A 25,412-nucleotide genomic window follows, 5' to 3' on the forward strand; every position below is an offset into this window, starting at 1 on the left:
GGGTTCCGCGGATTTTCCACAGACTTCCCAGACAAGGAGGGCAGACCGGCATGACCGTTGTCCCTGCACAGCAAGCCGGCGGATCGGGCGGCACCAGTGGCCTGTACGACGTCCTGGAGCTAGTCCTCGACCGCGGTCTCGTCATCGACGCCTTCGTGCGTGTCTCGCTCGTCGGCATCGAGATCCTGAAGATCGATGTGCGTGTGGTCGTCGCCAGCGTCGACACCTATCTGCGCTTCGCCGAGGCGTGCAACCGCCTCGACCTGGAGGCGGGCCCGCGCAAGGACCCCGGACTCCCCGACCTCATGGGCGAGATCACCGAATCCGGTGCGCGCGGCAAGTCGAAGGGCGCCCTTTCCGGCGCGGCCGAGACCATTTCCGACGCGTTCAAGCAGTCCCGTGAAGAGAGCCAGTCGGAGTCCCGTCCGCGCGCCCGTAAGAGCACGTCGGCGCGCAGGAAGGAGGAGCAGGAATGAGCACGTACGTCTACGGCATCACCGCGAGTTCACACCCTTCGCTCCCCGAAGGCATGGACGGCGTGGGCAAGCCCTCGCGCCCCGTGCGCATCCTCAAGGAAGGCGGCCTGGCGGCGATCGTCAGCGAAGCCCCCGAAGGGCTGCGCGCCAAGCGCAACGACCTGCTGGCCCACCAGAACGTGCTGAACGAGGCGGGCGCGGCGGGTCCGGTCCTTCCCATGCGGTTCGGCAACGTCGCCCCTGACGACGCGGCCGTCACGAGTGTCCTCGCGGAGCGCGCCGAGCACTACAGCGAGCGGCTCTCGACGCTGGCGGGCAAGGTCGAGTACAACGTCAAGGCAAGCCACGACGAACAGGCCGCACTGCACCGCGTGATGGCGGACAACCCCGAGGTGCAGGCGCTCGCCGAGGCCAACCGCCAAGCGGGTGGCGGCAGTTACGAACAGAAGCTGCAGCTCGGCGAGATGGTGGTGGCCGCACTCCAGAGCCGCGAGGCCGAGGACGCGGTGGAACTGCACCGCGCCCTGGAGCCGTCGGCGCACTCCGTCAGCGTGGGCCCCGAGTCCACGGGCTGGCTGGCCAACCTCTCGTTCCTGGTGGAGCGCAAGACGGCCGAGGTGTTCCTCGCCGCCGTCGAGGAGGTCCGCAAGACCCACCCGCACATCGAACTGCGCGTCAACGGCCCGCTGCCGCCCTACAGCTTCGTCGAGCCCGGGCCCTCCGAGCCGACGGGAGCCACGCCGGAGTCCGCCGGTTCACAGGCCGGCCGGGAGTAGCGCATGGGACTGATCGGCGAAGTACTGATGCTGCCGCTCGCCCCGGTGCGCGGCGGCCTCTGGGCGGTGAGCCAGGTACTCGCCGAGGCCGAGCGCCTGTACTACGACCCGGCCACCGTCCGGTCCGAGCTTGCCCTTCTCGAGCAGCAGCTCGAGTCGGGGGAGCTCGGCGAGGAGGAATTCGACCGCCGGGAGGACGAGTTGCTCGACCGCCTGGAAATCGGCCTGCGCACGGGCGCGGGAACTGACAACGGGACCACACGATGAATCGACTGGGACTTGGCCTCGCGGTAGGGGCCGGATACGTCCTCGGACGTACGAAGAAGATGAAGTTTGCGTTCGCGGTCGGCACCATGGTGGCCGGCAAGCGGATGAACCTGAGCCCGCGGGCCCTGGGCGACCTGTTGTCTCAACAGCTGCAGAACAACCCGCAGTTCAAGGAGATCGGCGACCAGCTGCGCGAGGACATGCGCGGGGTCGGGAAGGCCGCGACCGGAGCCCTGGTGGAGCGGCAGATCTCGGGCCTCGCCGACCGGCTGCACGGCCGGACGGCGGATGTGCGGGACCAACTCGCGGGCGTGGCACCGGACATACCGGGTCGCGGCGGCGAGGAAGAGGCAGAAGAGCCGGACGACGCGTACGAGGAGTACGACGACGAGGGCGACCGGGGCGAGCGGGACGAGCGGGACGACCGGGATCACGAGGAGTCCGCTGAGGCGGAGTCCGACGAGGAGTCCGACGAGAAGCCCCGGGCGAGGAAGAAGGCGCCCGCGAAGAAGGCCGCTCCCAAGAAGGCGGCGGCCAAGAAGAGCACCGCCAGGAAGACGGCGGCACAGAAGAGCCCTGCGAAGAAGACGGCGAAGAAGGCCCCCGCCAGGGCCGCGGCGAAGACCTCCGCGCGCCGTGCCACCGGGGCCCGGCTGCCGAAGGAAGGGGGCCGCGATGAGTGACACCCTGAAGTCCGCGACGGGCAAGTCGAAGGACAATCCGCTCGCCGGCATCGCGCAGAGCGAGGCCGCCGACCGGCTGAAGACAGAGGTCCAGGAATATCTCGGCGCCCAGGCGCAGCGGCTGCTTGTCGGCGTGGGCCACAAGCTCGGCGAGACGACGGGCAAGCTCAACGACATCGCCGAGGGCAACAGCCCGGGGTTCGCCAAGCTCGCCCGCGACGGTGGCCGCAAAATGGCCGAGGGCAAAGGCCCTCTGCGGTCCGCCGTCGAGATCGGCGCCGGACGGGCCAAGGACAGTGTGGTCGGCGCCTTCAAGAACCTGACCGAAGGCAAGGGCCGCCGCAAGGGCGGGGCCGGCAAGAAGCCGACGGTCATCATGGAGTTCGTGGACGTCGGCGTGCCGCTGCGCACGGCGTACGACCAGTGGACCCAGTACCAGGAGTTCAGCACCTTCGCCAAGGGCGTCAACAGTGCGAACCACGCCGACGACACCACCTCCGACTGGCAGGCCAAGGTCTTCTGGTCCAAGCGGAGTTGGAAGGCCCACACCACCGAACAGGTCGCGGACGACCGGATCGCGTGGACCTCGGAGGGCGCGAAGGGCACGACGAAGGGCGTCGTCTCCTTCCACTCGCTGGCCGAGAACCTCACGCGCGTTCTGCTGGTCCTGGAGTACTACCCGAAGGGCCTCTTCGAGAAGACCGGCAACATCTGGCGCGCGCAGGGCCGCCGGGCCCGGCTCGACCTGAAGAACTTCGCGCGGTTCATCACCATCAAGGGTGAGGCGGAGGACGGCTGGCGCGGTGAGATCCGCGACGGCGAGGTCGTCCACAGCCACGAGGACGCACTCGCGGCGGAGCAGGGCGAGGGCGCCGAGGATGAACCGGAGGACGTCGCCGAGGACGAGTACGAGCGCGACGAGGAACAACCGGAGGAGTTCTACGAGGAGGAAGAAGAGGACGAGGGCGAGGACGAGGACGACGAGGCGAGGTACGAGGAGGACGAGGGAGAAGAAGAGGCGAAGTACGACGAAGACGTCGCGGCGAGCGGGAGTCGCAGATGACGATGGCTGGACGAATGCCGGAGCCGTACGGGCAGGGCGGCGGCGCGAACCTCGCCGACATCCTGGAGCGGGTGCTCGACAAGGGGATCGTGATAGCCGGAGACATCCGTATCAACCTGCTCGACATCGAGCTCCTGACCATCAAGCTGCGGCTCATCGTCGCCTCCGTCGACAAGGCGAAGGAGATGGGGATCGACTGGTGGGAGGACGACCCCGCGCTGTCCACCCGTGCGCGTCGCGATGAACTCACCCGTGAGAACGCCGAGTTGCGAGCCCATGTCGCCGAACTGGAGCAGCTGGAGCGAGGCAGGACGGAGCAAGGCAAGGCCGAGCAGGGCAAGGCCGAGCAAGGCAGGACGAAGCGCGGCAAGGCGGAGGAAAGCACATGAGTGGACTGCGGTACGTCTACGCGATCTGCCGCCCCTTCGACGCGGCGCTCCAGGCGCAGGTGACCGGAGTGGACGGCGCGCCCCCTGGCCAGCTGGCGCACCACGGCCTGATCGCGGTGGTCGGCACCGTGCCGGAGCGGGACTTCGCCGAGGAGCCGCTCCGGCGCCATCTGGAGGATCTGGACTGGCTGAGCGCGACCGCTCGCGCTCACCAGTCCGTCATCGACGCGCTCACCGCGGTCACGACCCCGCTGCCGCTGCGGCTCGCCACCGTCTTCCGGGACGATGCTGGGGTGCGCGCGATGATGGAGGCGCGGGAGGACTCCCTCGGGCGGACACTCGACCGGCTCGACGGCCGCGTGGAATGGGGCGTCAAGATCTACTCCGACGGGGAGGCCGCCCGCCCGGCGCCGGAGCCGGAGAAGGCGGCGACGGGCCGGGACTATCTACGCCAGCGCCGACAGCGCAACAGGGCCCACGAAGAGATGTGGGAGAGCGCCGAGAAGTTCGCGCGCCGGCTGCACGACACGCTCTGCGCGCGGGCGGAGGACGCCCGGCTGCACGCGCCCCAGAACTCCGCGCTCTCCAAGGAATCGGGCCGCAACGTACTCAACGCGGCCTATCTGGTGCCGCGTTCGGAATCGGAAGCCTTCGTCGAACTGGTGGAACGCGTGAAGGGCGAGGAGTCAGGTCTGCGCGTGGAGCTCACCGGTCCGTGGGCCGCGTACTCGTTCGCGGGCCTGGAGGCCGAAGGGGACGACACCGCGGGGGAGGTGGGACCGTGACCGTCGTCGAACGCCGGGAGGTCGCCCTGGTCGACCTGCTCGACCGGTTGCTCGCGGGCGGGGTCGTCATCACCGGGGACCTCACCCTGCGCATCGCGGACGTCGATCTCGTCCGCATCGACCTGAACGCGCTCATCAGCTCGGTGAACGAGCAAGTCCCCTCACCCTTCGAGGAGTTGCTGTGAGCGAGCGGGAGCAGGGGCGGGAGCGGGCAACGAGGAAGAACCGGCTCGAACTCGAGCCGGACACGGTGGAACGCGACCTGATCAAACTCGTCCTGACCGTCGTGGAACTGCTGCGTCAGCTCATGGAGCGGCAGGCAGTGCGCCGGTTCGACACCGGGGAGCTCGACGAGGACCAGGAGGAGCGCATCGGGCTCACGCTGATGCTCCTGGACGACCGCATGGCCGAACTGCGCGAGCGCTACGGCCTGAAGCCCGAGGACCTGAATCTGGACCTCGGGCCGCTGGGACCGCTGCTGCCGAGGGAGTAACTCCCCCGGCAGCTCTCTTCAGGAAGCTCAGGAGCCTGCCGACTTCGCGAACTCCGTCATGAACGCCTCGCAGAACGCCTTCAGGTCGTCCGGCTTGCGGCTGGTGATCAGCGTGTTGGGCCCGTCGTGGCAGATCTTCACCTGCTCGTCGACCCAGGTGCCGCCGGCGTTGCGGATGTCCGTACGAACGCTGGGGAACGAGGTGAGCCCCCGGCCCGATACGACGTCCGCCTCGACGAGGATCCACGGGGCGTGGCAGATCGCGGCCACCGGACGGCCGGTGTCGAAGAAGCCGCGTACGAAGGACACGGCCCCCTCGTCGAGGCGCAGCGCGTCCGGGTTGGCCACGCCGCCCGGCAGGACGAGCCCGTCGAAGGAGTCGGCGGACACCTCGCCGACGACCCCGTCCACGGGGAACGTGTCGGCCTTGTCGAGATGGTCGAAGGCCTGGATGCGGCCAGGCTCCGTCGACACGAGGACGGGCTCGTCGCCCGCGTCGGTCACCGCCTTCCAGGGGTCGGTGAGTTCGATCTGCTCGACGCCCTCGGGCGCCATCAGGAACGCGATACGCATGGTTGCTCACTCTCTCCTTTTCTAGCCTTGTCTAGCGGGCCGTGTCCCGCACGACCCGCACGGTTTCGAGGCCGGGATCCGCCGCATCCGGCAGGTTCATCCCGGCCGCCTTCCCGGTGCGCAGATAGCGCAGCACCGGCTCGGTGAGACGTTCGCCGGGCAGAGCCGCGGGAATGCCCGGCGGATACGGCGTCAGCATCTCGGCCGCCACCCGCCCCGCCGCCTCGCCCACCGGAACGTCGTCGGTGGGCCCGAAGTAGGCGTCGCGGGGCAGATCGACCTGGGAAAGTCGCAGCGCGGTGGGCGATGGGACGTCCACGTCCGGCGCCGGACGCAGTCCGGGAGCGGCGCGGGCCAGCGACCGCAGCGCGGCCAGGAGTTCGTCCGTCGTCTCCCGGTCGTCGGCGTGGGTGAGCTGGGTGCTGATGCGGCGGTGGTCGGCCAGGTGTGCCTCGACCGAGCGGTGCTCGCGCAGCCAGTCCGCCGCCCGGTAGCCCGAGGTGCCAAGATCGCTCACGTCGATGACGACCGGCAGCGGATCGAAGTCGGCGGCCGGGCCGCAGAAGTCCTCGCGGTCGTTCACGTGCAGCCCGTCGATCTGCTCGATCGCCGCCCGGACGTCGGCCGCCAGGTCCAGGGCGGCCCCCATCAGGTCCTTGCCGCGCAGGGCCATCTGGCGGCGCCAGCCGTCGAGACCGGCGTAGATGAGCACGGACGGACTTGTGGTGCCGAACAGGTCCGCACGGGACTTCAGCACCGTCGGATCGATCAGATCGCCCTGGAGATGGAAGACGGAACCCTGCTCCAGGCCGCTGCCCATCTTGTGGATGCTCGTCACGCAGATGTCCGCGCCCGCGTCCATCGCCCAGGACGGCAGGTCGGGGTGGAACGGCAGGTGTGCGCCCCAGGCCTCGTCCACGATCAGCGGGAGGGAGTGCCGGTGGCAGACCTCCGCGATGCCCCGCAGGTCGGCGCAGCTTCCGTACGGAGTGGGGCTGGTGACCAGGGCGCCCTTCGCGTCGGGATGCGCGGCGAACGCCTCGGCGTAGGCCGCGGCCGAGGGAGGGTGTGCCAGATGCCGGTCGGGGTCCCAGGAGGGGTCGACCCAGACGGGGCGGATCCCGGAGAGGATCAGGGCGGATACGACGGACTTGTGCGCGTCGCGCCCGATGAGCAGTTTCTCGTGTGGGCCCGCGGCCGAGAGCATCGCCGCCTTGACCGACAGGGAGCTGCCGCACGTCGAGAAGAAGGTGTGCGACGCGTGCACGGCGTCGGCCATCAGCCGCTCGGCCCGTTCGAGGACCCGGCCGCGGCCGAGACGGTCGTCGAGACTCCCGGAGGCGAGGAGATCACCGTGGAAGACGGCGTCGCCCAGCACCTCCCGAACCAGCGGATCGGCACCCCGGGCCTGTTTGTGGCCCGGAGGGGTGAAGGCGATGCGGCCCTTCCTGCGGTGGTCGGCCAGGGCTTCGAGTACGGGGGCTCGGGCGTGATCGACGGTCATGGATCACGGGTTCCCTGGCCGCGCGAAGGTCAATCAGAGTGACTGACCTCAGGCCTGATGGGTACTCAGAGTCACATGCGGATGAGTGTGATGGACGTGGGTTCGAATGCGGTGCGGCTGGTCGTTGTGGACGCTGAGGACGGTGTGCCCTTGCCGGTCCACACCGCCAAGTGGAAGGTGAGACTCTCCGAGGAGGTCGGGCCGAGCGGGGTGATCCCCGAAGAATCGGTGGGGCAGCTCGTCACGGCGGTCGCTGAGGCGGCCTGGACCGCCCGGAGATGGGGCGCGGCGGAGCCGCTGGCCTTCGCCACGACGGTCGTCCGCAGCGCGCCCAACCGGCTGGGCGTACTGGAGACGATAGGCGAGGAGACCGGCGTACGGCTGTGCACGCTGCCCGGAGAGGTGGAGGCCGAACTCACCTTCCTGGGCGCCCGTCGGTGGATGGGCTGGCGGGCCGGGCCTCTCGCCATGTTCGACATCGGCGGCGGCTCGCTGGAGGTGGCCTTCGGACGCGGACGGCTGCCGGACTACGTGGCCTCGCTGCCCCTCGGCGCGCGCCGGCTGACCCGGGAGTTCTTCGACGGCGAGGATCCGCCCACCGAGCAGAGCGTGAAGGCGTTGCGGCGCAAGGTGCGTCACCAACTTCGGGACGTCGCCGCGCGCATCCGCTGGGAGGGGCCGCGCACCGCCGTGGCGACGTCCCGGACGTTCCAGCAGCTGGCCAGGCTCGGGGGCGCCGCCCCTGGCCGCCACGGGCCGTTCATGGCACGGCAGTTGAGCCGGGCGGACCTGCGCCACTGCCGCGACCGGCTCGCCGCGCTGCCGGCGGCCGAGCGCGCCAAGCTGCCGGGAGTGTCGGCGCCGCGGGCCGCGCAGAGCCTGGCTGGGGCGATCGTGGGACACACGGCGATGAAGCTGACGGGCGTCAAGACGGTCACCCTCTGCCCCTGGGCCATCCGTGAAGGCGTACTTCTGCGCCATATGGAGGACGGCGGGGCGTGGTGGTCGGAGGTCAGTCAGGGCGAGGCGACGGAGCCCGCCACCCACCCGGTGCCACTGCGGATCGCGGCTCTGCGGCACTGAACCATGGCTCCTGGCCGGGAGGAGGGGCGGGCCGCGTGTTCCGTCGGGCTCATTCCTCGCCGGCGTTGGCTGCCGGCGGGTCCGTCGGGCCCGCCCGGAGCTGGGCGATCGTCGTGGCCAGTTGCCGTCGGAACGGCTTCGGGATCTCTCCTCCGGTGGCGGCACTGACCAGTTCGTCGGCCACGAGATGCAGCTTGGTGTTCGTGTGCTGGGAGACCGAGACCAGCACGCTCCACGCGTCCTCGGCGCTCAGGCCGAAGGAGGCCATCAGGACTCCGCGCGCCATGTCGATGACGGGTCGCGTCTGCATGGCCCGCCGCAGCTGACCGAGTTCGACGTGCGGGTCCTGCTCGGCGTCGGCGTCCGACACGGCCACGAGGTCACCGTCCATGGCCGGTCCGATCGGCGGCAACGGCCCGTCGTCCTCGCCCGGCGGACAGGAGCACAGGGTTGGGCGGGAGCACACGGTTGGGCGGGAGCACACGCTGGGGGTGCCGTCGCTGTCCTCCACGAGCTGCGCAGGAAGTACACGTTCTGTCATGGCGGCCACTCCGTAGGCGTCCTGGCGTCATCACCTCACCCAGCGTCGGCCCGACGTGCCACACACGTCAAGTGATACCTGAAATGCAGTTCGTCTTTTTGAATGCGCGAATCAAACGCCCTATCTTGGAGTGATGGGTGCAGTACCTGAACCACACAGCGGTTGGACCTTCCTCACCAACCACGCCCGTGTGCTGGCCGCGATCGCCGACGACCCCGCCACGCGCATCCGGGACATCGCCGCCCGCTGCCGGCTCACGGAGCGGGCCGTGCAGAAAATCGTCTCCGATCTGGAGCAGGGCGGATACCTCTCCCATACGCGCCAGGGCCGCTCGAACACGTACCGCATCGAGGCGGGGACCATCTTGCGGCACCCCGCCGAATCGGGCCTCGCCGTGGCGGAGCTCCTCTCGCTCCTCGCCCAGCACGACGCCGGCCAGGGCGACGGGACCCGGCAGTTGGAGTCGGCGCCACCGCAGGCGCGCGGCCCGGAAACCGGCCGGTGACATGCGGGGAAGCGGTGCACGCCGCGCGCGCCGGACCAGAGCGTCCGCCAGCCCTCTGACCTGCTGCGTATCCGTTCCGCGCGGACCGGGTGGCCGTACCGGGCGCCGGTTAAGCTGGGGAGCATGGCCTACGAGATTCCGGTGACGCAAGCCCGAGCAGAGCTCGCCGACCTGATCAACCGCGTCGTGTACGGCGGTGAGCGGGTGGTCGTCACGCGTCATGGCAAGCCGCTCGTGGCCCTTGTCTCCGCCGCCGACCTGGAACGGCTCGAGGCGCTGCCGGAGGCGGACGAGGGGCAGGTGGTCAGCTCCGTCTCGTCGCTGCGCTCCACGTCGTCCCCGTCGACCGGTGCGGGCGAGCGGCAGCGGTTCGGCATCGCTGCCGAACACCAGGGCCCCAACGCCACGTAGCCGTACGGCAATTGAGCTGAGGAATGGCCGTACGCCGCTCAGGAAGGGCCGTACGCCTCCGTCCGCTACAGCGGGGGCGTACGGCTGTCTCCGTGTGCTGCCGGGTCTTGGTGCTGCCGGGTCTTGCCGCCGGGTCAGGCGACCGGCTCCGCTTCTCTCGCCGCCTGTGACTCGTCGCGTGCCCCGGCAGCAGCGGGGCGGCGGAGCGCGCCGAGCAGTACGGCCGTCAGGCCGAGCAGGGCCCAGAGGGCGAGGGTGACGAGCGGGCCCGTGACGCGCGCGCCGTCGAAGAAGGACACCGAGCGCAGCAGGGTGCCCCCGGCGCCGGGCGGCAGCAACTGGCCGATGAATCCGACCGGTTCGGGCAGCAGTCGAGGCGCGGACGTCACGCCGGAGAACGGGTTGCCGAGCAGCACCATCGTCAGCGCGCCGGCCCCGATGCCCGCCGGGCCGAAGAGCGCGGCGCACCCGGCGACGGCGCCGCCCATCGCGAGCGTCGAGAGACCCAACACCCCCGCTTCCGCCCACCAGTTGCCCGTCAGGATGCCGAGCCAGCTGTGTGTCACGGCGGCGGCGACCACGCCGACCACCGCGGCGGCAGACACGAGGCAGGCCACCGCGCGGATGCCGCGCAGGCCGAGCATCGTCACGATCGCGCCGGCCGCGACCCCCGCGATCGCCAGCGGCAGGATGCTCGCGCCGAGTGCGGAGCCCCGCGGGTCGGCCGTGGGCGCGGCCACCACATCGGTGGTCGGCACCTCGGTCCCCTCCGGAGCCTGAGCGGCCACCGCCTGCTCCAGGAGCTGGGCGACCACCGGGCTCGCCGCGGTCGCGGTCAGCAGCTTCATTCCTTGCGGCGTGACGACGACCGCGCCGTACACGGCCCGGTCCTCGACGGCAGCGCGGGCCGCGGCTTCATCGGCGTACCGATGGATCTCGAACGCGCCCTCGCGGTCCTTGAGTTGGGCCGTGAGAGGCGCCGTCGCGGCGGCGGGTCCCGCGACGCCGAGGGGCAGGTCGCGTGGGGCGGTCCTGGCCGCGGGCCAGGCGAACGCCCACAGTGCGAGGGCCACGAGGGCGGAGACCAGGACGGCCACCGCCACCATGCGGCGGCCCTGTGGGGGCGGGGTGGCGAGGGGCGTGGACATGAGCCGAGCTCCTTCTGGGATCGCGCGCTGTGCCGCGGGCGCTTCCGGAATCAACGATGAGTTTAAAGAGAAGGATCGTTCGTTTTACATGATGGCCTCACTGTGCTGCCGGATGAGGCGCTTGTCAAGAATGAATGTTCGTTTTAGTTTGGCGGCATGGCCCGCGTATCCCAGGAGCACCTCGACGCACGCCGCCGCCAGATCCTTGACGGCGCCGCCCTCTGTTTCGCCCGCAATGGCTTCCACGCCACCTCGATGCAGGACGTGCTCAAGGAGGTCGGCCTCTCGGCCGGAGCGGTCTACCGCTACTTCCGGGGCAAGGAAGAGCTGATCGGGGCGATCGTCGGCGAGGTCCTCGAGTGGATCCAGGCGACTTTCGAAGAGGCGGCCAAGGAGACCCCGCCGCCACCGCCGGACGTGCTGGTCGGCCAGGCCCTCGCCCAGGTGCTCCGCCGCAAGCCCGGCGTCCAGGAGGGGGAGGTCTCGTACTTCCCGCGGCTGCTCGTGCAGGTGTGGGCGGAGACCCTGCGCAACAAAGAGCTCGCGGCCGTCCTGAACCAGGGTTACGCCAAGGTGCGGGTGGCCTGGGTGAAGATCGTCGAGGGGTATCAGGCGGCGGGCATGATGCGCGACGACATCCCGGCCGACCATGTCGCGCGGGTGATGGTCGCCGCGGCTCAGGGGTTCGCCGCCCAGCTGGCGCTGTTCGACGAGGTCCCGGTCGAGGCGCTGCAGGACGGTCTGCGCGGGCTGATGAGTATGGGTCGGCCCAGCTGATGGTCATAGAGCGGTCAAGTGCTGGTTAACCTCGTTGAAACTCCTCCCAACTAGCCTGCCATGCCACGCCACCAGGGGATTTCGTAACCGGGGTGCGCAAGATCAAGCGCACTGCCTGTGTGTTACATCTATATCCGTCGCGGTGGCCGCGGCAGCCGGACCCCGCACGGTCCGGAGCGAGGACTGTGAGGTGGGACGCGTGCAACTGACCCCGCACGAGCAGGAGAGACTGCTCATCCATGTGGCCGCGGACGTGGCCGAGAAGCGAAGGGCGCGGGGGCTGCTGCTCAATCACCCCGAGGCGATCGCGCTGATCACGTCCCACATCCTCGAAGGTGCCCGTGACGGCCGCACCGTATCCGAACTCATGTCGTCGGGGCGCAAGGTGCTCACCCGTGACGAGGTGATGGGCGGCATCCCCGAGATGATCCACGACGTCCAGGTCGAGGCCACCTTCCCGGACGGCACCAAGCTCGTCACCGTCCACGATCCGATCGTCTGACGGGGGCCGGCCGCATGAGTTCCGCGCAGAGTCCCACGCATCCCGTCATCCCCGGCGAGATCCTCTTCGCCGACGAGCCCGTCGCCTACAACGTGGGCCGCGAGGTCACCGCCCTCACCGTCCTCAACGCCGCCGACCGCCCCGTCCAGGTCGGCTCCCACTACCACTTCGCCGAGGCCAACCCCGGTCTCGACTTCGATCGCGCCGCCGCGCACGGCAAGCGGCTCAACATCGCCGCGGGCACCGCCGTGCGCTTCGAGCCCGGAATCCCCGTCGACGTCGAACTCATCCCCCTGGCCGGCCTGCGCATCGTGCCAGGACTGCGCGGCGAGACCGGAGGCCCCCTCGATGCCTGAGCTGTCCCGCGCCGCGTACGCCGATCTGTTCGGCCCCACCACGGGCGACCGCATCCGGCTCGCCGACACCGACCTCCTCGTCGAGATCGAGGAGGACCGCTCCGGCGGACCCGGACGCTCCGGCGACGAAGCCGTGTTCGGCGGCGGCAAGGTCATCCGCGAGTCGATGGGGCAGTCGCGCGCGACCCGCGCCGAAGGAGCCCCCGACACCGTCGTCACCGGCGCCGTGATCATCGATCACTGGGGCATCGTCAAGGCCGACATCGGCATACGAGACGGCCGCATCACCGGCATCGGCAAGTCCGGCAACCCGGACACGATGGACGGCGTGCACCCCGAACTCGTGATCGGCCCGGAGACCGAAGTCATCGCGGGCAACGGCAAGATCCTCACCGCAGGCGGCATCGACACCCACATCCACTTCATCTCGCCGACCATCGTCGACGAGGCCCTCGCCTCCGGGGTCACCACCCTCATCGGCGGCGGCACGGGCCCCGCCGAGGGCAGCAAGGCGACCACGATCACGCCCGGCTCCTGGCACCTGGCCCGGATGTTCGCCGCGATGGACTCCAGCCCCGTCAACATCGGCTTCCTCGGCAAGGGCAACACGGTCTCCAGTGAGTCCATGCACGCCCAACTGCGGGCCGGAGCCGTCAGCTTCAAGATCCACGAGGACTGGGGCGCGACACCCGCCACCATCGACGCGTGCCTGAACGTCTGTGAGGACACCGGCGCCCAGCTCGCCGTCCACACCGACACCCTGAACGAAGCGGGCTTCATCGACGCCACCTTCGCCGCCGTCGCGGGCCGCACCCTGCACGCCTTCCACGTCGAGGGCGCGGGCGGCGGGCACGCCCCGGACATGATCACGGCGGTGTCGCTGCCGAACATGCTGCCCAGCTCCACCAACCCGACCCGGCCGCACACCGTCAACACCGTCGAGGAGCACCTCGACATGCTGATGGTCTGTCACCACCTCAACCCGGCGGTCCCCGAGGACCTCGCCTTCGCCGAGTCGCGTATCCGGCCCACCACCATCGGGGCCGAGGACATCCTGCACGACCTCGGAGCCATCTCGATCATGTCGTCGGACTCGCAGGCCATGGGACGCATCGGCGAGGTCGTCATGCGGACCTGGCAGACCGCCCATGTGATGAAGCGGCGGCGTGGCTTCCTGCCGGGGGACACCCGCGCGGACAACCGGCGCGCGCGTCGCTATGTCGCCAAGTACACGATCAACGCGGCGGTCGCGCAGGGCGTCGACCACGAGATCGGCTCGGTCGAGAGCGGCAAGCTCGCCGACCTGGTGCTGTGGGACCCGAAGTTCTTCGGAGTCAAGCCCCAACTGGTCATCAAGGGCGGGCAGATCGCGTACGCGCAGATGGGCGACGCCAACGCCTCCATCCCCACTCCGCAGCCGGTCCTTCCGCGGCCCATGTTCGGTGCGCGCGGCGCGGCGCCGGGGCTCAACTCGCTCAACTTCGTGACGCGGTCGGCGCTGGACGACGGGCTGCCGGAACGGCTCGGCCTGGCCAAGGAGTTCACCGCGATCCGCTCCACGCGCGGGCGCACGAAGGCGGACATGCGCGAGAACGACGCCCTGCCGAGGGTGGAGGTCGCTCCCGACAGCTTCGCCGTCACCATCGACGGCGAGCTCGTCGAGCCGTCGCCCGCCGCCGAACTGCCGCTCGCGCAGCGGTACTTCCTGTTCTGATGGCGCTTGTTGTGACGACGGTCGACCGCGATGTCTAGAGCTGCACTTCTCGTTCTGGCCGACGGCCGCTTTCCCGCCGGAGGGCACGCGCACTCCGGCGGGGCCGAGGAGGCCGTCAAGGCGGGCCGGATCACCGGCGCCGCCGACCTGGAGGAATTCTGCCGGGGTCGGCTGCACACGACGGGGCTCGTGTCCGCCGCGTTGTCGGCGTCCGCCGCGCTGGGGCTCGATCCGCTGGAACTTGACGAGGCCGCCGACGCGCGGACACCCTCGGCCGCGCTGCGAGGTGCCGGGCGACGGCTCGGACGGCAGATGATGCGGGCCGCGCGGGCCGCGTGGCCCGACCCAGCTCTGGATCAGCTGGCCGCCGCCCGGCCCAAGGGGGCGCACCAGCCGGTCGTTCTCGGGCTCGCCGCCCGGGCGGCGGGTCTGGGGGCACAGGACGCCGCGTACTGCTCCGTGTACGAGTGCGTCAGCGGGCCGGCGACGGCGACCGTGCGGTTGCTGAGCCTCGACCCGTTCGACGCGACGGGTGTGCTGGCTCGGCTGGCACCTGAGCTCGATCTCGTCGCTTGCGCGGCGGCGGATGCGGCGCGGTGCGCGGTTGTCGACGGGGTCGACGCCTTGCCCGCGGCGTCCGCGCCGCTGCTGGAGATCGGGGCCGAGGCCCACGCCGGGTGGCCTGCGCGGTTGTTCGCTTCGTAGGCCGCCCCGGCCGAAGTCCCTGCCGTCGGCCCCGCCGCACAGGCCGAAAGAACTGCTGAACCCAAGGAGTCGCACATGCACCTCAATCACACCCACGACGAAGCCACCGCCGTCAGCGCCGACGCCCACCGCCCCGACGGGCGCCGCCGCGCCCTGCGGATCGGGCTCGGCGGGCCCGTCGGGTCCGGCAAGACCGCCACCGTCGCCGCGCTCTGCAAGGAGCTGCGGGCAGAGCTGTCCCTCGCCGTCGTCACGAACGACATCTACACGCGCGAGGACGCCGAGTTCCTGCTGCGCGAGGCCGTGCTCCCGCCCGAGCGGATCACCGCCGTGGAGACCGGCGCGTGCCCGCACACCGCGATCCGTGACGACATCTCCGCCAACCTGGAGGCCGTGGAGGACCTGGAGGACGAAGTCGGGCCGCTCGACCTGATCCTCGTCGAGTCCGGCGGTGACAACCTCACCGCCACCTTCTCCAAGGGCCTCGTCGACGCGCAGATCTTCGTCATCGACGTCGCGGGCGGCGACGACATCCCGCGCAAGGGCGGCCCCGGCGTCAGCACCGCCGACCTCCTGGTCGTCAACAAGACCGACCTCGCCCCGCACGTCGGCTCCGACCTCGCCCGCATGGCCGCGGACGCCAAGGCCCAGCGTGCCGAACTGCCCGTCGTCTTCCAGTCGTTGAGGTCGGGCGAGGGCGTCGCCCCCGTCGCCGCCTGGGTACGCGCCCAGTACGCCGCCTGGACCGCGTCCGCATGAGCACGGAGACCATCTCCGCGTCGGGTGTGCGCGGCACCGCCCGCATCACCGCGCGGGGCGACGGGCGGGGCGGCACCGTCCTGCCCGTGCTCGACGGGGAGGGACAGCTCGCCCCGCGCCGCACCCGGTCGGCAGGAAAGGGCGCCCACGTCACGCTCGTCGGAGCCATGAGCGGCCCCCTCGGGGGCGACCACCTCACGGTCGAGGCCGCCGCACACGACGGGGCCCGGCTGCACATCGGCTCGGCCGCCGCCACGCTCGCCCTGCCGGGGCAGTCGAAGGAGGCGGCGCGCTACGACGTGCGGCTCACGGTCGGCGACGACGCGGAATTGCACTGGCTGCCCGAGCAGTTGATCTCCGTACGCGACAGCGATCTGCGGGTGACCACGCGGGCCGAGCTCGCCGCGAGCGCGCGCCTGGTGCTGCGGGAGGAGCAGGTGCTCGGGCGGACCGGTGAAGACGCGGGCCGCCTCAGCAGCCGACTCACCGTGCGCCGGGCAGGGCGGCTCCTCCTCGACCAGGAGCTCTCCTGCGGGCCCGGAGCGCCCGGCGGATGGGACGGCCCGGCTGTCCTTGCGGGGCATCGCGCGATCGGACAACTCATCGTCGTACGCCCCGAGTTCGAGCAGGACCTGCCCGGCCCCGCCCTCCTCGGCGATGGCGCCGCGCTCACTCCGCTCGCCGGCCCCGCCGTGCTAGTCACCGCCGTCGCCCCCGACGCGCTGCGGGTCCGCCGCGTCCTCGACGGCGCCTTGCGCACACTCACGTGAACAGGGCGGTTGGAGTGTCTCTCACCTGCGTTGATGGTCCGCTGACGTCCACGGTTGTTCGCGGCTGTGCGTCGGCGTTGTCACGCAGTTGGACACTCATCGGAACTGTCAACCAGCGGTCGTACAGCCACAACTGATCATCGGCGGTCGTGACGTGCGGCCTTCCACGAGAGCCAGTTCCTCGATCACGCGTACGGCTGCGTTGGGTGGCGGGCAGAGTGGTCGCGTGGATGGATCACTGGTGCTGAATCTGCTTGCCCTGACGGTGTCGGGAGGCGCGTTTCTGACTTCTGCATTGGCTGCCCGCCGTCAGCTCAAGCTGGCCAACGACTCGAATGTCTTGCCGGTCATCATCGACGTCTTTAAGGAGACGCGAACTCCGGAGTTCTCTCGGTCGATGGAGTACATCCGGGATCAGCTTAGAGATAGCCATCCCGCCGAAGAGGGGTACCGGAACCTTCCGGAAGAGATTAAAGAGCACATTCGGCGAGTTGGCCTGTTCTATGACGATATTGGGAAGCTTGTTGCCCATAACGTCGTGGACGAGCAACTGGTCCTTGGGGCGTACGGCAGGGCGATCCTCGGAGCATGGGACAAGCTGGCTCCCTTCGTTTATGCCGAAAGGGAGAGACATCGCAACCTGACGATGTCCTACTTCGAGGACCTGGCGTGGCGGGCGAAGAACACCACGATGCAGGACGTTCATCGCACGGTTGGCCTTCGCCGCTTACCTCCTCGGTGAGTTCGGACTGATCGCTGAGTGAAGGCCCGCTTTAGGAGAGAGGCCGTGTGGCATGGCGGGTGACCTGTGGTTTGTCCACTTGGGCCTACAGCGCAGATGGCTCCGCTGAATGCCGCTGTTGACCGTGGCTGACCCACTTACGTGGCACGACTGTGGCATGCCGCTCGTGATCGGCTGCGGTCGCAGTGGTTGCTGTACAGCAGGCCAGCCGCAATGCAGGGACCGAAGACGAGCCTCTACTGACGAGGACGCTGGCAGGCGGAGCTCGATGCGGAAGCAACACATAGGGCCTCAAGGAATGTTCTCATCAAGTGCCCTTCTGGCGGATTCCTGAAATGCAAAATAGAGACTCGCCACGCGGTCTTCATCGAAGGACAGGCTCTCACCTGTGAGGCTCGATACTTCCTGGCAAAGCGCATCTGCCGCATCGTCAACCGATCGGGGTCCCACGAGGCCGACGGCCCAGCTCATGTGTGTCAGCCTGGCTACGTGCTCCGGCGTGGTCCTCCCCTGAACGAAGACCTGGTGCGCCGCTTCCGTGAATTCCAGGTACACCTGCCGCCGCCGGTCAATCGCTCGCGCTCTCCGCTGGTCATCCAATGTTGCCTGCACTGTAGCCAGCAGAGCATCGGCCTGCCGGTCCCCGGCGTGCCTCGCCGCAGCGGCCTGTCGCTGTCCCGCGCTGCGTGTGAACCAACCCGTCACAATACTGCCGGCAACTGCAGAGCCAGCCGCAATCAGGGCAACCCCCCACTCACTCATACGATGAGTCTGCCCGCAGACACCGCGTGTGATCCGCCTGTGCCTATGCGGCCCGCGCCCAGCGTCGCATCACGACGGCGATGGCAACTCGCCGCCGCTGAGGTGTCGATGCGACCATCAGAGCGCAGCTACGAGCGCTCTCAGCTTGGGAAGCTGCGATGATCTAGGGCTGATCTGGCCGCTGAGCTGGTAAGACGAGGGAGTCGTGGCCCGCGTCGCGCTTGTGGTGGGACCGTGCCCGTGGTTCCCCGCTCAATCTGGTGCGGCTGTGGTGCGGGGCTTGAAACGCATAGGGGGCAGGTGCACGTCAGCCCTCTTCCTCGTCCTCCATCTCGACGAGCCCGTCATGGGTTAGCGAAAGCAGCCCTGGGGTGGGTCCCATTCCCCAACCAGTGACTTCGATCTTCTCTTTCCCCTCCAGATACTCGCAGGCGGCTGCCATATCTGCCCGCTCGATGCCCAGCTCACCAGCAATTTCCATGGCATCAACCGTCCTGCTCGTGTTGCCCTCAGTGCGCTCATATACGGCACGTTGAACCGCTGTCCGGTGCTCTTCACGTTGCTCACGAGAGGCCACGATTGCCACCTTTCTAGACGAAGGGCTCATAGCCAATGTATGCCTCATCAAGCGGGTTGGTGAGATAGGTCGGCGGAGCGGCTTTGGGCGGGAGCTGCTATGGGGCGAGTGATCATGGCCCCGTAAGCTTCCGGCGAGTTGGGCAGTCTGTGGACCTGCCGGTTAAGCACGACGTTGGGGTCATAATCTTCGAGGCTCGCCCCATGGTGGCTGCCTAAAGCCGTGGAGCCGACCGCCCCAGCCACGGGGCAACGGCCCAGGTAGTGGGATAGCCCGCCGGGTACCGCCGTTGCGATCCGGGGGGTGGGCGACGGACGGGCGGCGGCGCGCAGCTGGTGGCGTAGACATGGAAGCGGCGGGGCCCTCGGTCCTTGGATTGATCCCCTTCGGGAACGGCTCGGGTCTGGTGGTGGTTTTGATGAAGTAGGGAAAGTTCTATCCAGCCCCGCGCGCGGGCTTGACGGGGGAGTTCGGTCCGCGACCGAATGGCGTCCTTGTGGTGGTGCCGATCGGCTGCTCCCATGTTTCTGGGGTCCGTACTTGCATGGGGGGCAAACATGAGTGATCTCAAGGTCGTTCGGTGGAAGCGGCATGGGCAAGATCGGCTCTACGTGAATCTCCCTGACGGCTCCGCTGCTGCGTGGGCCGACTGCCGGACGGGCAAGGTCACGATCCTGGTAGAGCCGTATCGGCATGAGGCGCTCAGGTTGTTGCGTCCGCTCCTCACGCGGCCTTCGCCCGCATCGAGATCGAGCCCCGCCGTGAAGCCCAAACCGCGTACTACGGATGGGCGGAAGGTCGTTCCGGAGTTGCCCCCGCTGACGCCACCGGACGATCTCGCCTTGAATCGGCCGGGGGAGAGCCTTAGGTGCTTGCTTGCTGAGAAGGGGCCAAGCCCCGCACAGAGGGTGCTCTCGTGGCTGTTGCGGCGTGAGTCTGAATGGGATTCATGGCGCATGGGGCTCGCCGGTGAGCGTCGGGTCGGTGGTGAGTTACAGCGCCTCTCGCGGTCTGGCTGGCGCGTGTTGCATTCCGTGCCGCTGCCTCGGGATGTGGACATTGACCATCTTCTGATCGGTCCCGGTGGGGTGTTCAGCATCAACACCAAGCGCCACTTCGGGAAGTCCGTTTGGGTCGGCGATGAGATGGCGAAGGTCAGTCACGGTCCGCCGCAGCCGTACGCACGCAAGAGCAAGGCGGAGGCTGGTCGTGTCCAGGCGGTGATGGAGCGGTACGCCGACATCCCGGTTCAAGTGCAGCCGGTCATCGTGTTCGTTGGCGTGACGGAACTGACCAAGGCGGCCACCCAGTTCACCGTCCGCGTATACCGCGAGCGGGAGGTGTCCGCACTTGGCCCGCTCAGCGGGGTGCTTGATGCCGGGCAGGTCGATGCGTTGTACGCGGTTGCACGGCATCGGCGCGCCTGGCTGTCCGCCTGAGGTGAGTGCGATTTCGGGGCCCGATTGGCCGGTTCCCGCCCACTGCGGTGGGAGCACGTGGACTTGGACGGTGATCCCAGGTCGCAGGTACCAAGTGGCAAGAGAACGGGCTCGTGTTCACTTCGACTGTCGGTACGCAGTTGGACGCCACGAGCGTGCGACGTGAGTTCCGCCGGGTCCTCGGGCAGGTCAAGGCCCAAGGGGTCGAGATCCAACCTCACGAGTGGACCACGCGTGAGACCCGGACGTCCTTCGTGTCGATCCTCTCCGACAACGGAGTGCCGATTGAGGAGATCTCGCGGCTGGTTGGTCACTCCAGCCAGGTCACGACCGAGACCGTGTACCGGAAGCAGCTCCGCCCGGTGATCCAGACCGGGGCAACCGTCATGGACGACATCTTCGGGCTCCCTCTGGAGCCGTAGTCAGTCACTCAGTTGGTCACGCATGCAGTGGTCGAGGCCCGATTCCTCGGGGGATTGGGCCTCTTACCTGGACGAACCGCTCACCGGTTCCAGCGACCCGGTTATCGGATTGGTAAAGAAACACCCGCCCCGTCTGTCGCACTGAACCCGATGACCGACAGGATCCTCCTACTGTTCGAAAATCGACAGGTAAAGCGACAGGGGGAGGAACCAGTTGAGACGCACCACAGCATTCGGCGCCGCCGGCACGCTGATCACGGGCTCGCTCATAGCGGGCGCGATCATGGCGCCCGTCGCCAATGCGGACGCCCGCCGGAGCGGCGGCAGCGCTGATGCCCGCCAGCGCACCAGCTCCGAGGCGCGCGGTGTCGCCCTGGCCGCGCAGCGTGCCGCCAAGGCCGGCATCGACTGGCAGGCGTGCCCCGCCGACTGGGGTCTGGACAAGGCGATCAAGTGCGGCTGGGTCACCGTCCCGCTCGACTACGCCAAGCCCAACGGCAAGAAGATCAAGCTTGCCGTCGACCGCATCGGCAGCACCGGAACGAAGAAGGAGCGCCAGGGCGCTCTTCTCTACAACCCCGGTGGCCCCGGCGCCTCCGGGCTGCGCTTCCCCAACCGCGTGGTCACCAAGGCCAAGCTCTGGGAGAAGACGGCGAAGGCGTACGACTTCGTGGGCTTCGAGCCGCGCGGTGTCGGTCACTCGGCGCCCATCTCCTGTGTGGACCCGCAGGAGTTCGTCAAGGCCCCCAAGCTCGACCCGGTGCCGGACTCCGAGGCGGACAAGCGCGCCCAGCGCAAGCTCGCCGCCGAGTACGCGGACGGCTGCGCCGAGCGCAGCGGCGAGATGCTGCCGCACATGACGACGCCGAACACCGCGCGCGACCTGGACGTCATCCGGGCCGCGCTCGGCGAGAAGAAGCTGAACTTCCTCGGCGTCTCCTACGGCACCTACCTCGGCGCGGTCTACGGAACGCTCTTCCCGACGCACGTGCGCCGCATGGTCGTCGACTCCGTGGTCAACCCGTCGAAGAAGAAGATCTGGTACGAGGCCAACCTCGACCAGGACGTCGCCTTCGAGATCCGTCTCAAGGACTGGATGGAGTGGGTCGCCAAGTACGACGCCACCTTCCACCTCGGGGACACCGCGGACAAGGTCGCCAAGAACTGGGACAAGCTGCGCGCCGCCGCGAAGAAGGAGCCGCTGGGCGGAGTCGTCGGCCCCGCCGAGCTCGTCGCCTACTTCCAGAGCGCTCCGTACTACGACTCCGCCTGGGTGGGGATCGCGACGAACTTCAGCAAGTACGTCGCCGGTGACGCCAAGCCGCTGATCGAGGCGGCGAGCCCCGACCTGTCGGACACCGCGGGCAACATCGCGTCGGAGAACGGCAACGCCGTATACACGGCCGTCGAGTGCGCGGACGCCAAGTGGCCCACCAGCTGGAAGAAGTGGGACCGCGACAACACCCGCATCCACCGTGACAACCCGTTCATGACGTGGTCCAACGCCTGGATGAACCTGCCCTGCGCGACCTGGAAGAGCAAGCAGCACGAGCCGGTCGAGGTCAAGACCGGCAAGGGCCTGCCGCCCGTCCTGATCGCCCAGGCCACCCGCGACGCGGCCACGCCGTACGAGGGTGCCGTCGAGCTGCACAAGCGGTTCAAGGGCTCGCGTCTGATCACGGAGAAGGACGCCGGCTCGCACGGCATCACGAACCTGGTCAACCCGTGCCTCAACGACCGTGTCGACACCTACCTGCTGACCGGCAAGGTCGACAGCAAGGACGTGACGTGCGCACCGCACGCCACGCCCAAGCCGTGACGGTCCGCCGTTAGGCACCGAACTGCCTGCCGCTAGGCACTGAAGGGGGCGACCGGATCACTCCGGTCGCCCCCTTCTTCTATCCGGTCGCCCCCTGGCTCTATGCTGCCGCATCCTGCGCGATCGCGGCCCTGCGCGGCTCGGCGATCGCCTCGTAGTCCCCGGTACTCAGCGCCAGCGAGCGGTCCAGGCGCGCCGCGTTGAAGAACAGCTCCTCATGGGCCAACAGCGCCGGATCCACGACCAGTTCGAGCTCGGGGTCGAAGGAGAACGGCAGGATCGTGCCGCTCACACTGCCCGCCAGCCGCTCGGCGGCCTCCTGCGTCGCGAAGCCCGCGTACGTCCCGCCGAGGAGCTGCTTGACGGCGTTCAGATCGACGCGCCGGTCACCGGGCACCACCGCGAGCACGTACCGCTTCGTCTTCTTGCCGATCTTCACCATCACCACGATGCACTTGGCCGCCTGCTGGAGGGTGTTGCCCCGCAGCGCGCTCACCGCCTCCGTGGCGCCCTCCTCCTCGTGCTCGATGACGCGGTACGCCGCGCCCCGCTCGTCGAGAAGCCCGATCAGCTTGGTGTACAGGCTGTGTTCGCTCATGGCGACGACCGTACGTCACCACATCAACTCAGCGGCATCCGGGGGAACTTCCGCCTGCTCGCCGCGGCGGCCCGCTCGGCCTCCTCCGCCTTCACGACCGCGGCGTACTTGTCGACGTACTCCTGCCCCGAGAGCCCGAGGATGGCGTACATGATCTCGTCGGTGACCGCGCGCAGGACCGCCTTCTCGTTCTCCATGCCCGCGTAGCGCGAGAAGTCCAGCGGTGCGCCGAAGCGGATCGACACACTCTGGAAGTTCGGCATCTTCTGACCCGGCGGCTGCGCCTCGAACGTGCCGATCATCGCGCACGGGATCACCGGCACCTGCGCCTTCAGCGCCATCGCCGCGACGCCGACCTTCCCCTTGTAGAGGCGCCCGTCGTGCGAGCGTGTGCCCTCCGGATAGATGCCGAGCAGCTCACCCTTGCGCAGCACCCCGAGGCCCTCGCGGATCGCCGCCTGACCCGCCTCCTTGCCGGAGCGGTCCACCGGGATCTGCCCGGCGCTGCGGAAGAACGCGGCCGTCAGACGGCCCCTGATGCCGGGTCCCGTGAAGTACTCGGCCTTGGCGAGGAAGGTGATACGCCGCTTGATGATGGCGGGCATCAGAAAGTGGTCCGAGAACGAGAGGTGATTGCCCGCCACGATCGCCGCACCCGACTCCGGTACGTGCTCAAGACCCTCGATGCGCGGCCGGAACATGAGCCGCAGCAGCGGCCCCAGGACGACGTACTTGAGCAGGTAGTAGAACACCCATTGCTCCTTGACATAGGTGGACCGGCCTGGGCGCTGCGTCGTCGCAGGTCACGGGTCCTCGCGCAGCGGTCAGTTTAGGTGCGCCGCCCCGACGGGAGAAGGGACCGAAGCCGGGTGGCCTCGGTCCCTTCGCGCCACGTGCGCCCGGCTGACGGGACGCCCGTCCGGGCGCCGCGCCGGACCCGTCCGGGTGACCGCCCGGCGTGTCGCCCGCGCGAGCGGCGGGCACGGGGGTGGCCTGGCCTCTCTCCGACGCAGTACGTCACCGCCCCAGGAGGCCCACATGAGCTCTCGTCCCACGTCCCGCCTGCGCCCGGCAGCGGCCACCGCCGCCGCGCTGATCTCCCTCGCCGTGGCCGCGCCCGCCCACGCGGCCGACGACGCCGCCCCCGCGCGGACGAGCGGCGTCTTCCTCACCGTCACGGGGCAGGACAACGCCTGGGTGCGCGGGGTCCTGCTCGACTGCGTGACCCAGCGGCCCGCACACCATCCGCACGCGGCCGAGGCCTGCGCGGCGATCGACAAGGCGCACGGTGACTTCGACGCGCTGGCCGCGAAACCGGGGATCTGCACCAAGCAGTACGCCCCGGTCACCGTGAGCGCGACGGGGGTCCACCGCGGCAAGCCGGTCAGCTGGAACAAGACCTTCGGCAACGCCTGCGAGATGGAGTACTCGACGGGCGCCGTCTTCCGCTTCTGACCGTTCTCCGGCGTCGCGCGGCTCTCCGGCGTCGCGCGGCGCCCCTCAGGGGGTGCTGCGCGAGAGCACCATCGCCAGCGTGAGCATCCCGATGACGACCCAGCCGAACCACAGCCAGCCGTTGCTCCCCAGCGCGACCGTGTACGCGGTCACCGCGACCAAGCCTCCGATGGTGAATACACCCATCGTCTTCGTTGAATCAGGCATCGCCCTGCCTCCTCCCGGCAGCCCCGACGCCTCGACGCCAAGACCGCGGCCTGAGACCATCCTGACCCGCGAAGACCCTTTGCCGCTAGCGCCCGCGCGCGGCCAGTGAGGCCAGATAGGCGTTGTACGCCTCAAGCTCCTTGTCACCGTCACGGTCGGCGGCCCGGTCCGTACGCCGTGCCTGGCGCTGTTCGGAGCGGTACCACTGGAAGAGCAGCGCGAGCAGCACGAGCACCGAGGGCACCTCACTGAACGCCCAGGCGATGCCGCCCGCGGCCGTCTGATCAGCGAGTGCGTCGATGCCCAGGGAGGAGGGCGGGTTCTTGTACGTACCGACCATCGGCTCGGACGCCATCATCAGCGCGATGCCGAAGAACGCGTGGAACGGCATGCCCGCGAAAAGCTCCAGCATCCGCATGATGTATCCCGGCCGGTGCGGACCCGGGTCGACGCCCATGATCGGCCAGAAAAAGACCAGGCCGACGGCGAGAAAGTGCACCATCATCCCGATGTGGCCCGCCTTGGACCCCATCAGGGTGTCGAAGAGCGGGGTGAAGTACAGCGCGTACAGGCTCGCGATGAACAGCGGGATCGTGAACGCGGGGTGCGTGATGATCCGCATGTAGCGGCTCTGCAGGATCCACAGCAGCCACTCGCGCGGGCCCTTGCGGCCGCGCGCCGCGACCGGCAGCGCGCGCAGGGCGAGGGTGATCGGAGCGCCCATCAGGATCAGGATCGGCGAGAGCATGCTGATGACCATGTGCTGGACCATGTGCACGCTGAACATGACCATGCCGTAGTCGTTCAGCTTGGTGCACATCACGAGCAGGATGGTCAGCACGCCCGCCACGAAGGAGATCGTGCGGCCGACCTGCCACTTGTCACCGCGCCGTACGAGGCGGACCACGCCCCAGCCGTAGAGCGCGAGGGCCACCAGGCAGCTGATGAGGAAGAAGGGGTCGGCCGAGAGTTCGAGCCCGCGCCCCAGCGTGAACGGCGGCAGATCCATGTTCATGCCGTGCCCGCTGTGATCCATCCACTGGCTCCTGATTCGTGCGGTTGTGCGCTGTGTGTCCGCACCAGAGTAGAACGGCCCCCGGACGCCGACGCG

34 protein-coding genes are annotated in these 25,412 nt (G+C 69.0%); 24 read left to right on the top strand and 10 right to left on the bottom strand.

The window, feature by feature from the left end; translation table 11 throughout:
* The first annotated feature begins 50 nt into the window (after nt 1-50).
* From E5671_RS40450 to E5671_RS40490, 9 genes are read left to right on the top strand one after another with little or no spacing between them, the layout of a single operon-like run.
* Nucleotides 51-476, top strand: coding sequence for a gas vesicle structural protein GvpA (locus E5671_RS40450; protein ID WP_160509188.1), 426 nt, complete (start codon nt 51-53; stop codon nt 474-476).
* Nucleotides 473-1,252, top strand: coding sequence for a GvpL/GvpF family gas vesicle protein (locus E5671_RS40455; protein WP_160509189.1), 780 nt, complete (start codon nt 473-475; stop codon nt 1,250-1,252). The genes E5671_RS40450 and E5671_RS40455 overlap by 4 nt, the downstream gene beginning before the upstream one ends.
* Nucleotides 1,253-1,255: 3 nt before the next feature.
* Nucleotides 1,256-1,519: a gas vesicle protein GvpG gene (locus E5671_RS40460; RefSeq protein ID WP_160509190.1), complete on the top strand. Its 264-nt coding sequence runs from the start codon at nt 1,256-1,258 to the stop codon at nt 1,517-1,519.
* Nucleotides 1,516-2,202 carry a DNA primase gene (locus E5671_RS40465; protein ID WP_160509191.1) on the top strand — a complete coding sequence of 229 codons (687 nt, stop codon included), beginning with the start codon at nt 1,516-1,518 and terminating at the stop codon, nt 2,200-2,202. The genes E5671_RS40460 and E5671_RS40465 overlap by 4 nt, the downstream gene beginning before the upstream one ends.
* Nucleotides 2,195-3,265 carry an SRPBCC family protein gene (locus tag E5671_RS40470; RefSeq protein ID WP_160509192.1) on the top strand — a complete coding sequence of 357 codons (1,071 nt, stop codon included), beginning with the start codon at nt 2,195-2,197 and terminating at the stop codon, nt 3,263-3,265. The genes E5671_RS40465 and E5671_RS40470 overlap by 8 nt, the downstream gene beginning before the upstream one ends.
* Nucleotides 3,262-3,654 carry a gas vesicle protein gene (locus E5671_RS40475; RefSeq protein WP_160509193.1) on the top strand — a complete coding sequence of 131 codons (393 nt, stop codon included), beginning with the start codon at nt 3,262-3,264 and terminating at the stop codon, nt 3,652-3,654. The genes E5671_RS40470 and E5671_RS40475 overlap by 4 nt, the downstream gene beginning before the upstream one ends.
* On the top strand, nt 3,651-4,439 hold the full coding sequence (locus E5671_RS40480; RefSeq protein ID WP_160509194.1) for a GvpL/GvpF family gas vesicle protein: 789 nt from the start codon (nt 3,651-3,653) through the stop codon (nt 4,437-4,439). The genes E5671_RS40475 and E5671_RS40480 overlap by 4 nt, the downstream gene beginning before the upstream one ends.
* Nucleotides 4,436-4,624, top strand: coding sequence for a gas vesicle protein (locus tag E5671_RS40485; RefSeq protein WP_160509195.1), 189 nt, complete (start codon nt 4,436-4,438; stop codon nt 4,622-4,624). Before E5671_RS40480 ends, E5671_RS40485 begins: the two co-directional genes overlap by 4 nt.
* Nucleotides 4,621-4,932 (top strand): gas vesicle protein GvpK, encoded by a 312-nt coding sequence (locus E5671_RS40490; protein WP_160509196.1) that lies wholly within the window; start codon nt 4,621-4,623, stop codon nt 4,930-4,932. Before E5671_RS40485 ends, E5671_RS40490 begins: the two co-directional genes overlap by 4 nt.
* A gap of 27 nt (nt 4,933-4,959) precedes the next feature.
* On the opposite strand, the gene E5671_RS40495 is transcribed toward E5671_RS40490, so the two are convergent.
* Nucleotides 4,960-5,505 (bottom strand): type 1 glutamine amidotransferase domain-containing protein, encoded by a 546-nt coding sequence (locus E5671_RS40495; RefSeq protein ID WP_160509197.1) that lies wholly within the window; start codon nt 5,503-5,505, stop codon nt 4,960-4,962.
* Between the two features lie 31 nt (nt 5,506-5,536).
* Nucleotides 5,537-7,009, bottom strand: a complete 1,473-nt coding sequence (locus E5671_RS40500) for an aminotransferase class I/II-fold pyridoxal phosphate-dependent enzyme (protein ID WP_160509198.1) — start codon at nt 7,007-7,009, stop codon at nt 5,537-5,539.
* 75 nt (nt 7,010-7,084) lie between these two features.
* Here E5671_RS40500 and E5671_RS40505 point away from each other — a divergent pair, with 75 nt between their 5' ends.
* Nucleotides 7,085-8,092 (top strand): Ppx/GppA phosphatase family protein, encoded by a 1,008-nt coding sequence (locus tag E5671_RS40505; protein WP_160509199.1) that lies wholly within the window; start codon nt 7,085-7,087, stop codon nt 8,090-8,092.
* A 49-nt stretch (nt 8,093-8,141) separates the two neighbouring features.
* On the opposite strand, the gene E5671_RS40510 is transcribed toward E5671_RS40505, so the two are convergent.
* Nucleotides 8,142-8,633, bottom strand: a complete 492-nt coding sequence (locus E5671_RS40510) for an ANTAR domain-containing protein (RefSeq protein WP_160509200.1) — start codon at nt 8,631-8,633, stop codon at nt 8,142-8,144.
* 133 nt (nt 8,634-8,766) lie between these two features.
* On the opposite strand from E5671_RS40510, the gene E5671_RS40515 reads away from it, so the two are divergent.
* Both E5671_RS40515 and E5671_RS40520 read left to right on the top strand, forming a co-directional pair.
* Nucleotides 8,767-9,138: a helix-turn-helix transcriptional regulator gene (locus E5671_RS40515; protein WP_160509201.1), complete on the top strand. Its 372-nt coding sequence runs from the start codon at nt 8,767-8,769 to the stop codon at nt 9,136-9,138.
* A 123-nt stretch (nt 9,139-9,261) separates the two neighbouring features.
* Nucleotides 9,262-9,549, top strand: a complete 288-nt coding sequence (locus E5671_RS40520) for a type II toxin-antitoxin system Phd/YefM family antitoxin (protein ID WP_160509202.1) — start codon at nt 9,262-9,264, stop codon at nt 9,547-9,549.
* 134 nt (nt 9,550-9,683) lie between these two features.
* Here the strand turns inward: E5671_RS40520 and E5671_RS40525 are convergent, their stop codons facing one another.
* Nucleotides 9,684-10,697: an ABC transporter permease gene (locus E5671_RS40525; RefSeq protein ID WP_160509203.1), complete on the bottom strand. Its 1,014-nt coding sequence runs from the start codon at nt 10,695-10,697 to the stop codon at nt 9,684-9,686.
* 156 nt (nt 10,698-10,853) lie between these two features.
* Here E5671_RS40525 and E5671_RS40530 point away from each other — a divergent pair, with 156 nt between their 5' ends.
* From E5671_RS40530 to E5671_RS40565, 8 genes are all read left to right on the top strand, one after another.
* The gene (locus E5671_RS40530) at nt 10,854-11,474 is read left to right on the top strand and encodes a TetR/AcrR family transcriptional regulator (RefSeq protein WP_160509204.1); all 621 of its coding nucleotides are present in this window, start codon (nt 10,854-10,856) and stop codon (nt 11,472-11,474) included.
* A 199-nt stretch (nt 11,475-11,673) separates the two neighbouring features.
* A complete protein-coding gene (locus E5671_RS40535) occupies nt 11,674-11,976 on the top strand; it encodes an urease subunit gamma (RefSeq protein ID WP_160509205.1) in 303 nt (100 codons plus the stop codon).
* A gap of 14 nt (nt 11,977-11,990) precedes the next feature.
* A complete protein-coding gene (locus E5671_RS40540; protein ID WP_160509206.1) occupies nt 11,991-12,332 on the top strand; it encodes an urease subunit beta in 342 nt (113 codons plus the stop codon).
* Entirely contained in the window at nt 12,325-14,046 is a 1,722-nt protein-coding gene (locus E5671_RS40545) for an urease subunit alpha (protein ID WP_160509207.1), read from the top strand. The genes E5671_RS40540 and E5671_RS40545 overlap by 8 nt, the downstream gene beginning before the upstream one ends.
* Nucleotides 14,047-14,076: 30 nt before the next feature.
* Nucleotides 14,077-14,751 carry an urease accessory protein UreF gene (locus tag E5671_RS40550; protein WP_160509208.1) on the top strand — a complete coding sequence of 225 codons (675 nt, stop codon included), beginning with the start codon at nt 14,077-14,079 and terminating at the stop codon, nt 14,749-14,751.
* Between the two features lie 75 nt (nt 14,752-14,826).
* On the top strand, nt 14,827-15,510 hold the full coding sequence (gene ureG, locus E5671_RS40555) for an urease accessory protein UreG (RefSeq protein WP_160509209.1): 684 nt from the start codon (nt 14,827-14,829) through the stop codon (nt 15,508-15,510).
* Nucleotides 15,507-16,280 (top strand): urease accessory protein UreD, encoded by a 774-nt coding sequence (locus tag E5671_RS40560; RefSeq protein ID WP_202121451.1) that lies wholly within the window; start codon nt 15,507-15,509, stop codon nt 16,278-16,280. Before ureG ends, E5671_RS40560 begins: the two co-directional genes overlap by 4 nt.
* A gap of 226 nt (nt 16,281-16,506) precedes the next feature.
* Nucleotides 16,507-17,022 (top strand): DUF4760 domain-containing protein, encoded by a 516-nt coding sequence (locus E5671_RS40565; protein WP_160509210.1) that lies wholly within the window; start codon nt 16,507-16,509, stop codon nt 17,020-17,022.
* Nucleotides 17,023-17,313: 291 nt separating this feature from the next.
* Here E5671_RS40565 and E5671_RS40570 read toward each other — a convergent pair whose 3' ends face one another.
* Both E5671_RS40570 and E5671_RS40575 read right to left on the bottom strand, forming a co-directional pair.
* On the bottom strand, nt 17,314-17,784 hold the full coding sequence (locus tag E5671_RS40570; protein ID WP_237330347.1) for a hypothetical protein: 471 nt from the start codon (nt 17,782-17,784) through the stop codon (nt 17,314-17,316).
* A 307-nt stretch (nt 17,785-18,091) separates the two neighbouring features.
* Nucleotides 18,092-18,361, bottom strand: coding sequence for a hypothetical protein (locus tag E5671_RS40575; RefSeq protein ID WP_160509211.1), 270 nt, complete (start codon nt 18,359-18,361; stop codon nt 18,092-18,094).
* A 557-nt stretch (nt 18,362-18,918) separates the two neighbouring features.
* On the opposite strand from E5671_RS40575, the gene E5671_RS40580 reads away from it, so the two are divergent.
* The 3 genes from E5671_RS40580 to E5671_RS40590 all read left to right on the top strand — a co-directional run bounded on the left by E5671_RS40580 (nt 18,919) and on the right by E5671_RS40590 (nt 22,041).
* Nucleotides 18,919-19,800 carry a nuclease-related domain-containing protein gene (locus tag E5671_RS40580; protein WP_160509212.1) on the top strand — a complete coding sequence of 294 codons (882 nt, stop codon included), beginning with the start codon at nt 18,919-18,921 and terminating at the stop codon, nt 19,798-19,800.
* A 113-nt stretch (nt 19,801-19,913) separates the two neighbouring features.
* Nucleotides 19,914-20,222 carry a tyrosine-type recombinase/integrase gene (locus tag E5671_RS40585; protein WP_160509213.1) on the top strand — a complete coding sequence of 103 codons (309 nt, stop codon included), beginning with the start codon at nt 19,914-19,916 and terminating at the stop codon, nt 20,220-20,222.
* 214 nt (nt 20,223-20,436) lie between these two features.
* Nucleotides 20,437-22,041 (top strand): alpha/beta hydrolase, encoded by a 1,605-nt coding sequence (locus E5671_RS40590; protein ID WP_160509214.1) that lies wholly within the window; start codon nt 20,437-20,439, stop codon nt 22,039-22,041.
* 100 nt (nt 22,042-22,141) lie between these two features.
* On the opposite strand, the gene E5671_RS40595 is transcribed toward E5671_RS40590, so the two are convergent.
* Nucleotides 22,142-22,639, bottom strand: coding sequence for a YbaK/EbsC family protein (locus E5671_RS40595; protein ID WP_160509215.1), 498 nt, complete (start codon nt 22,637-22,639; stop codon nt 22,142-22,144).
* 23 nt (nt 22,640-22,662) lie between these two features.
* Nucleotides 22,663-23,391 carry a 1-acyl-sn-glycerol-3-phosphate acyltransferase gene (locus tag E5671_RS40600; protein WP_160509216.1) on the bottom strand — a complete coding sequence of 243 codons (729 nt, stop codon included), beginning with the start codon at nt 23,389-23,391 and terminating at the stop codon, nt 22,663-22,665.
* 286 nt (nt 23,392-23,677) lie between these two features.
* On the opposite strand from E5671_RS40600, the gene E5671_RS40605 reads away from it, so the two are divergent.
* Nucleotides 23,678-24,094, top strand: coding sequence for an SSI family serine proteinase inhibitor (locus tag E5671_RS40605; protein WP_160509217.1), 417 nt, complete (start codon nt 23,678-23,680; stop codon nt 24,092-24,094).
* A 45-nt stretch (nt 24,095-24,139) separates the two neighbouring features.
* On the opposite strand, the gene E5671_RS45615 is transcribed toward E5671_RS40605, so the two are convergent.
* Nucleotides 24,140-24,301 (bottom strand): hypothetical protein, encoded by a 162-nt coding sequence (locus tag E5671_RS45615; protein ID WP_190078913.1) that lies wholly within the window; start codon nt 24,299-24,301, stop codon nt 24,140-24,142.
* 85 nt (nt 24,302-24,386) lie between these two features.
* Nucleotides 24,387-25,337, bottom strand: coding sequence for a cytochrome c oxidase assembly protein (locus E5671_RS40610; RefSeq protein ID WP_160509218.1), 951 nt, complete (start codon nt 25,335-25,337; stop codon nt 24,387-24,389).
* Nucleotides 25,338-25,412 lie beyond the last annotated feature (75 nt).

Origin of the sequence: Streptomyces sp. BA2 (assembly GCF_009769735.1) — a bacterium.
In the GTDB taxonomy this organism is placed as follows: Bacteria; Actinomycetota; Actinomycetes; order Streptomycetales; family Streptomycetaceae; genus Streptomyces.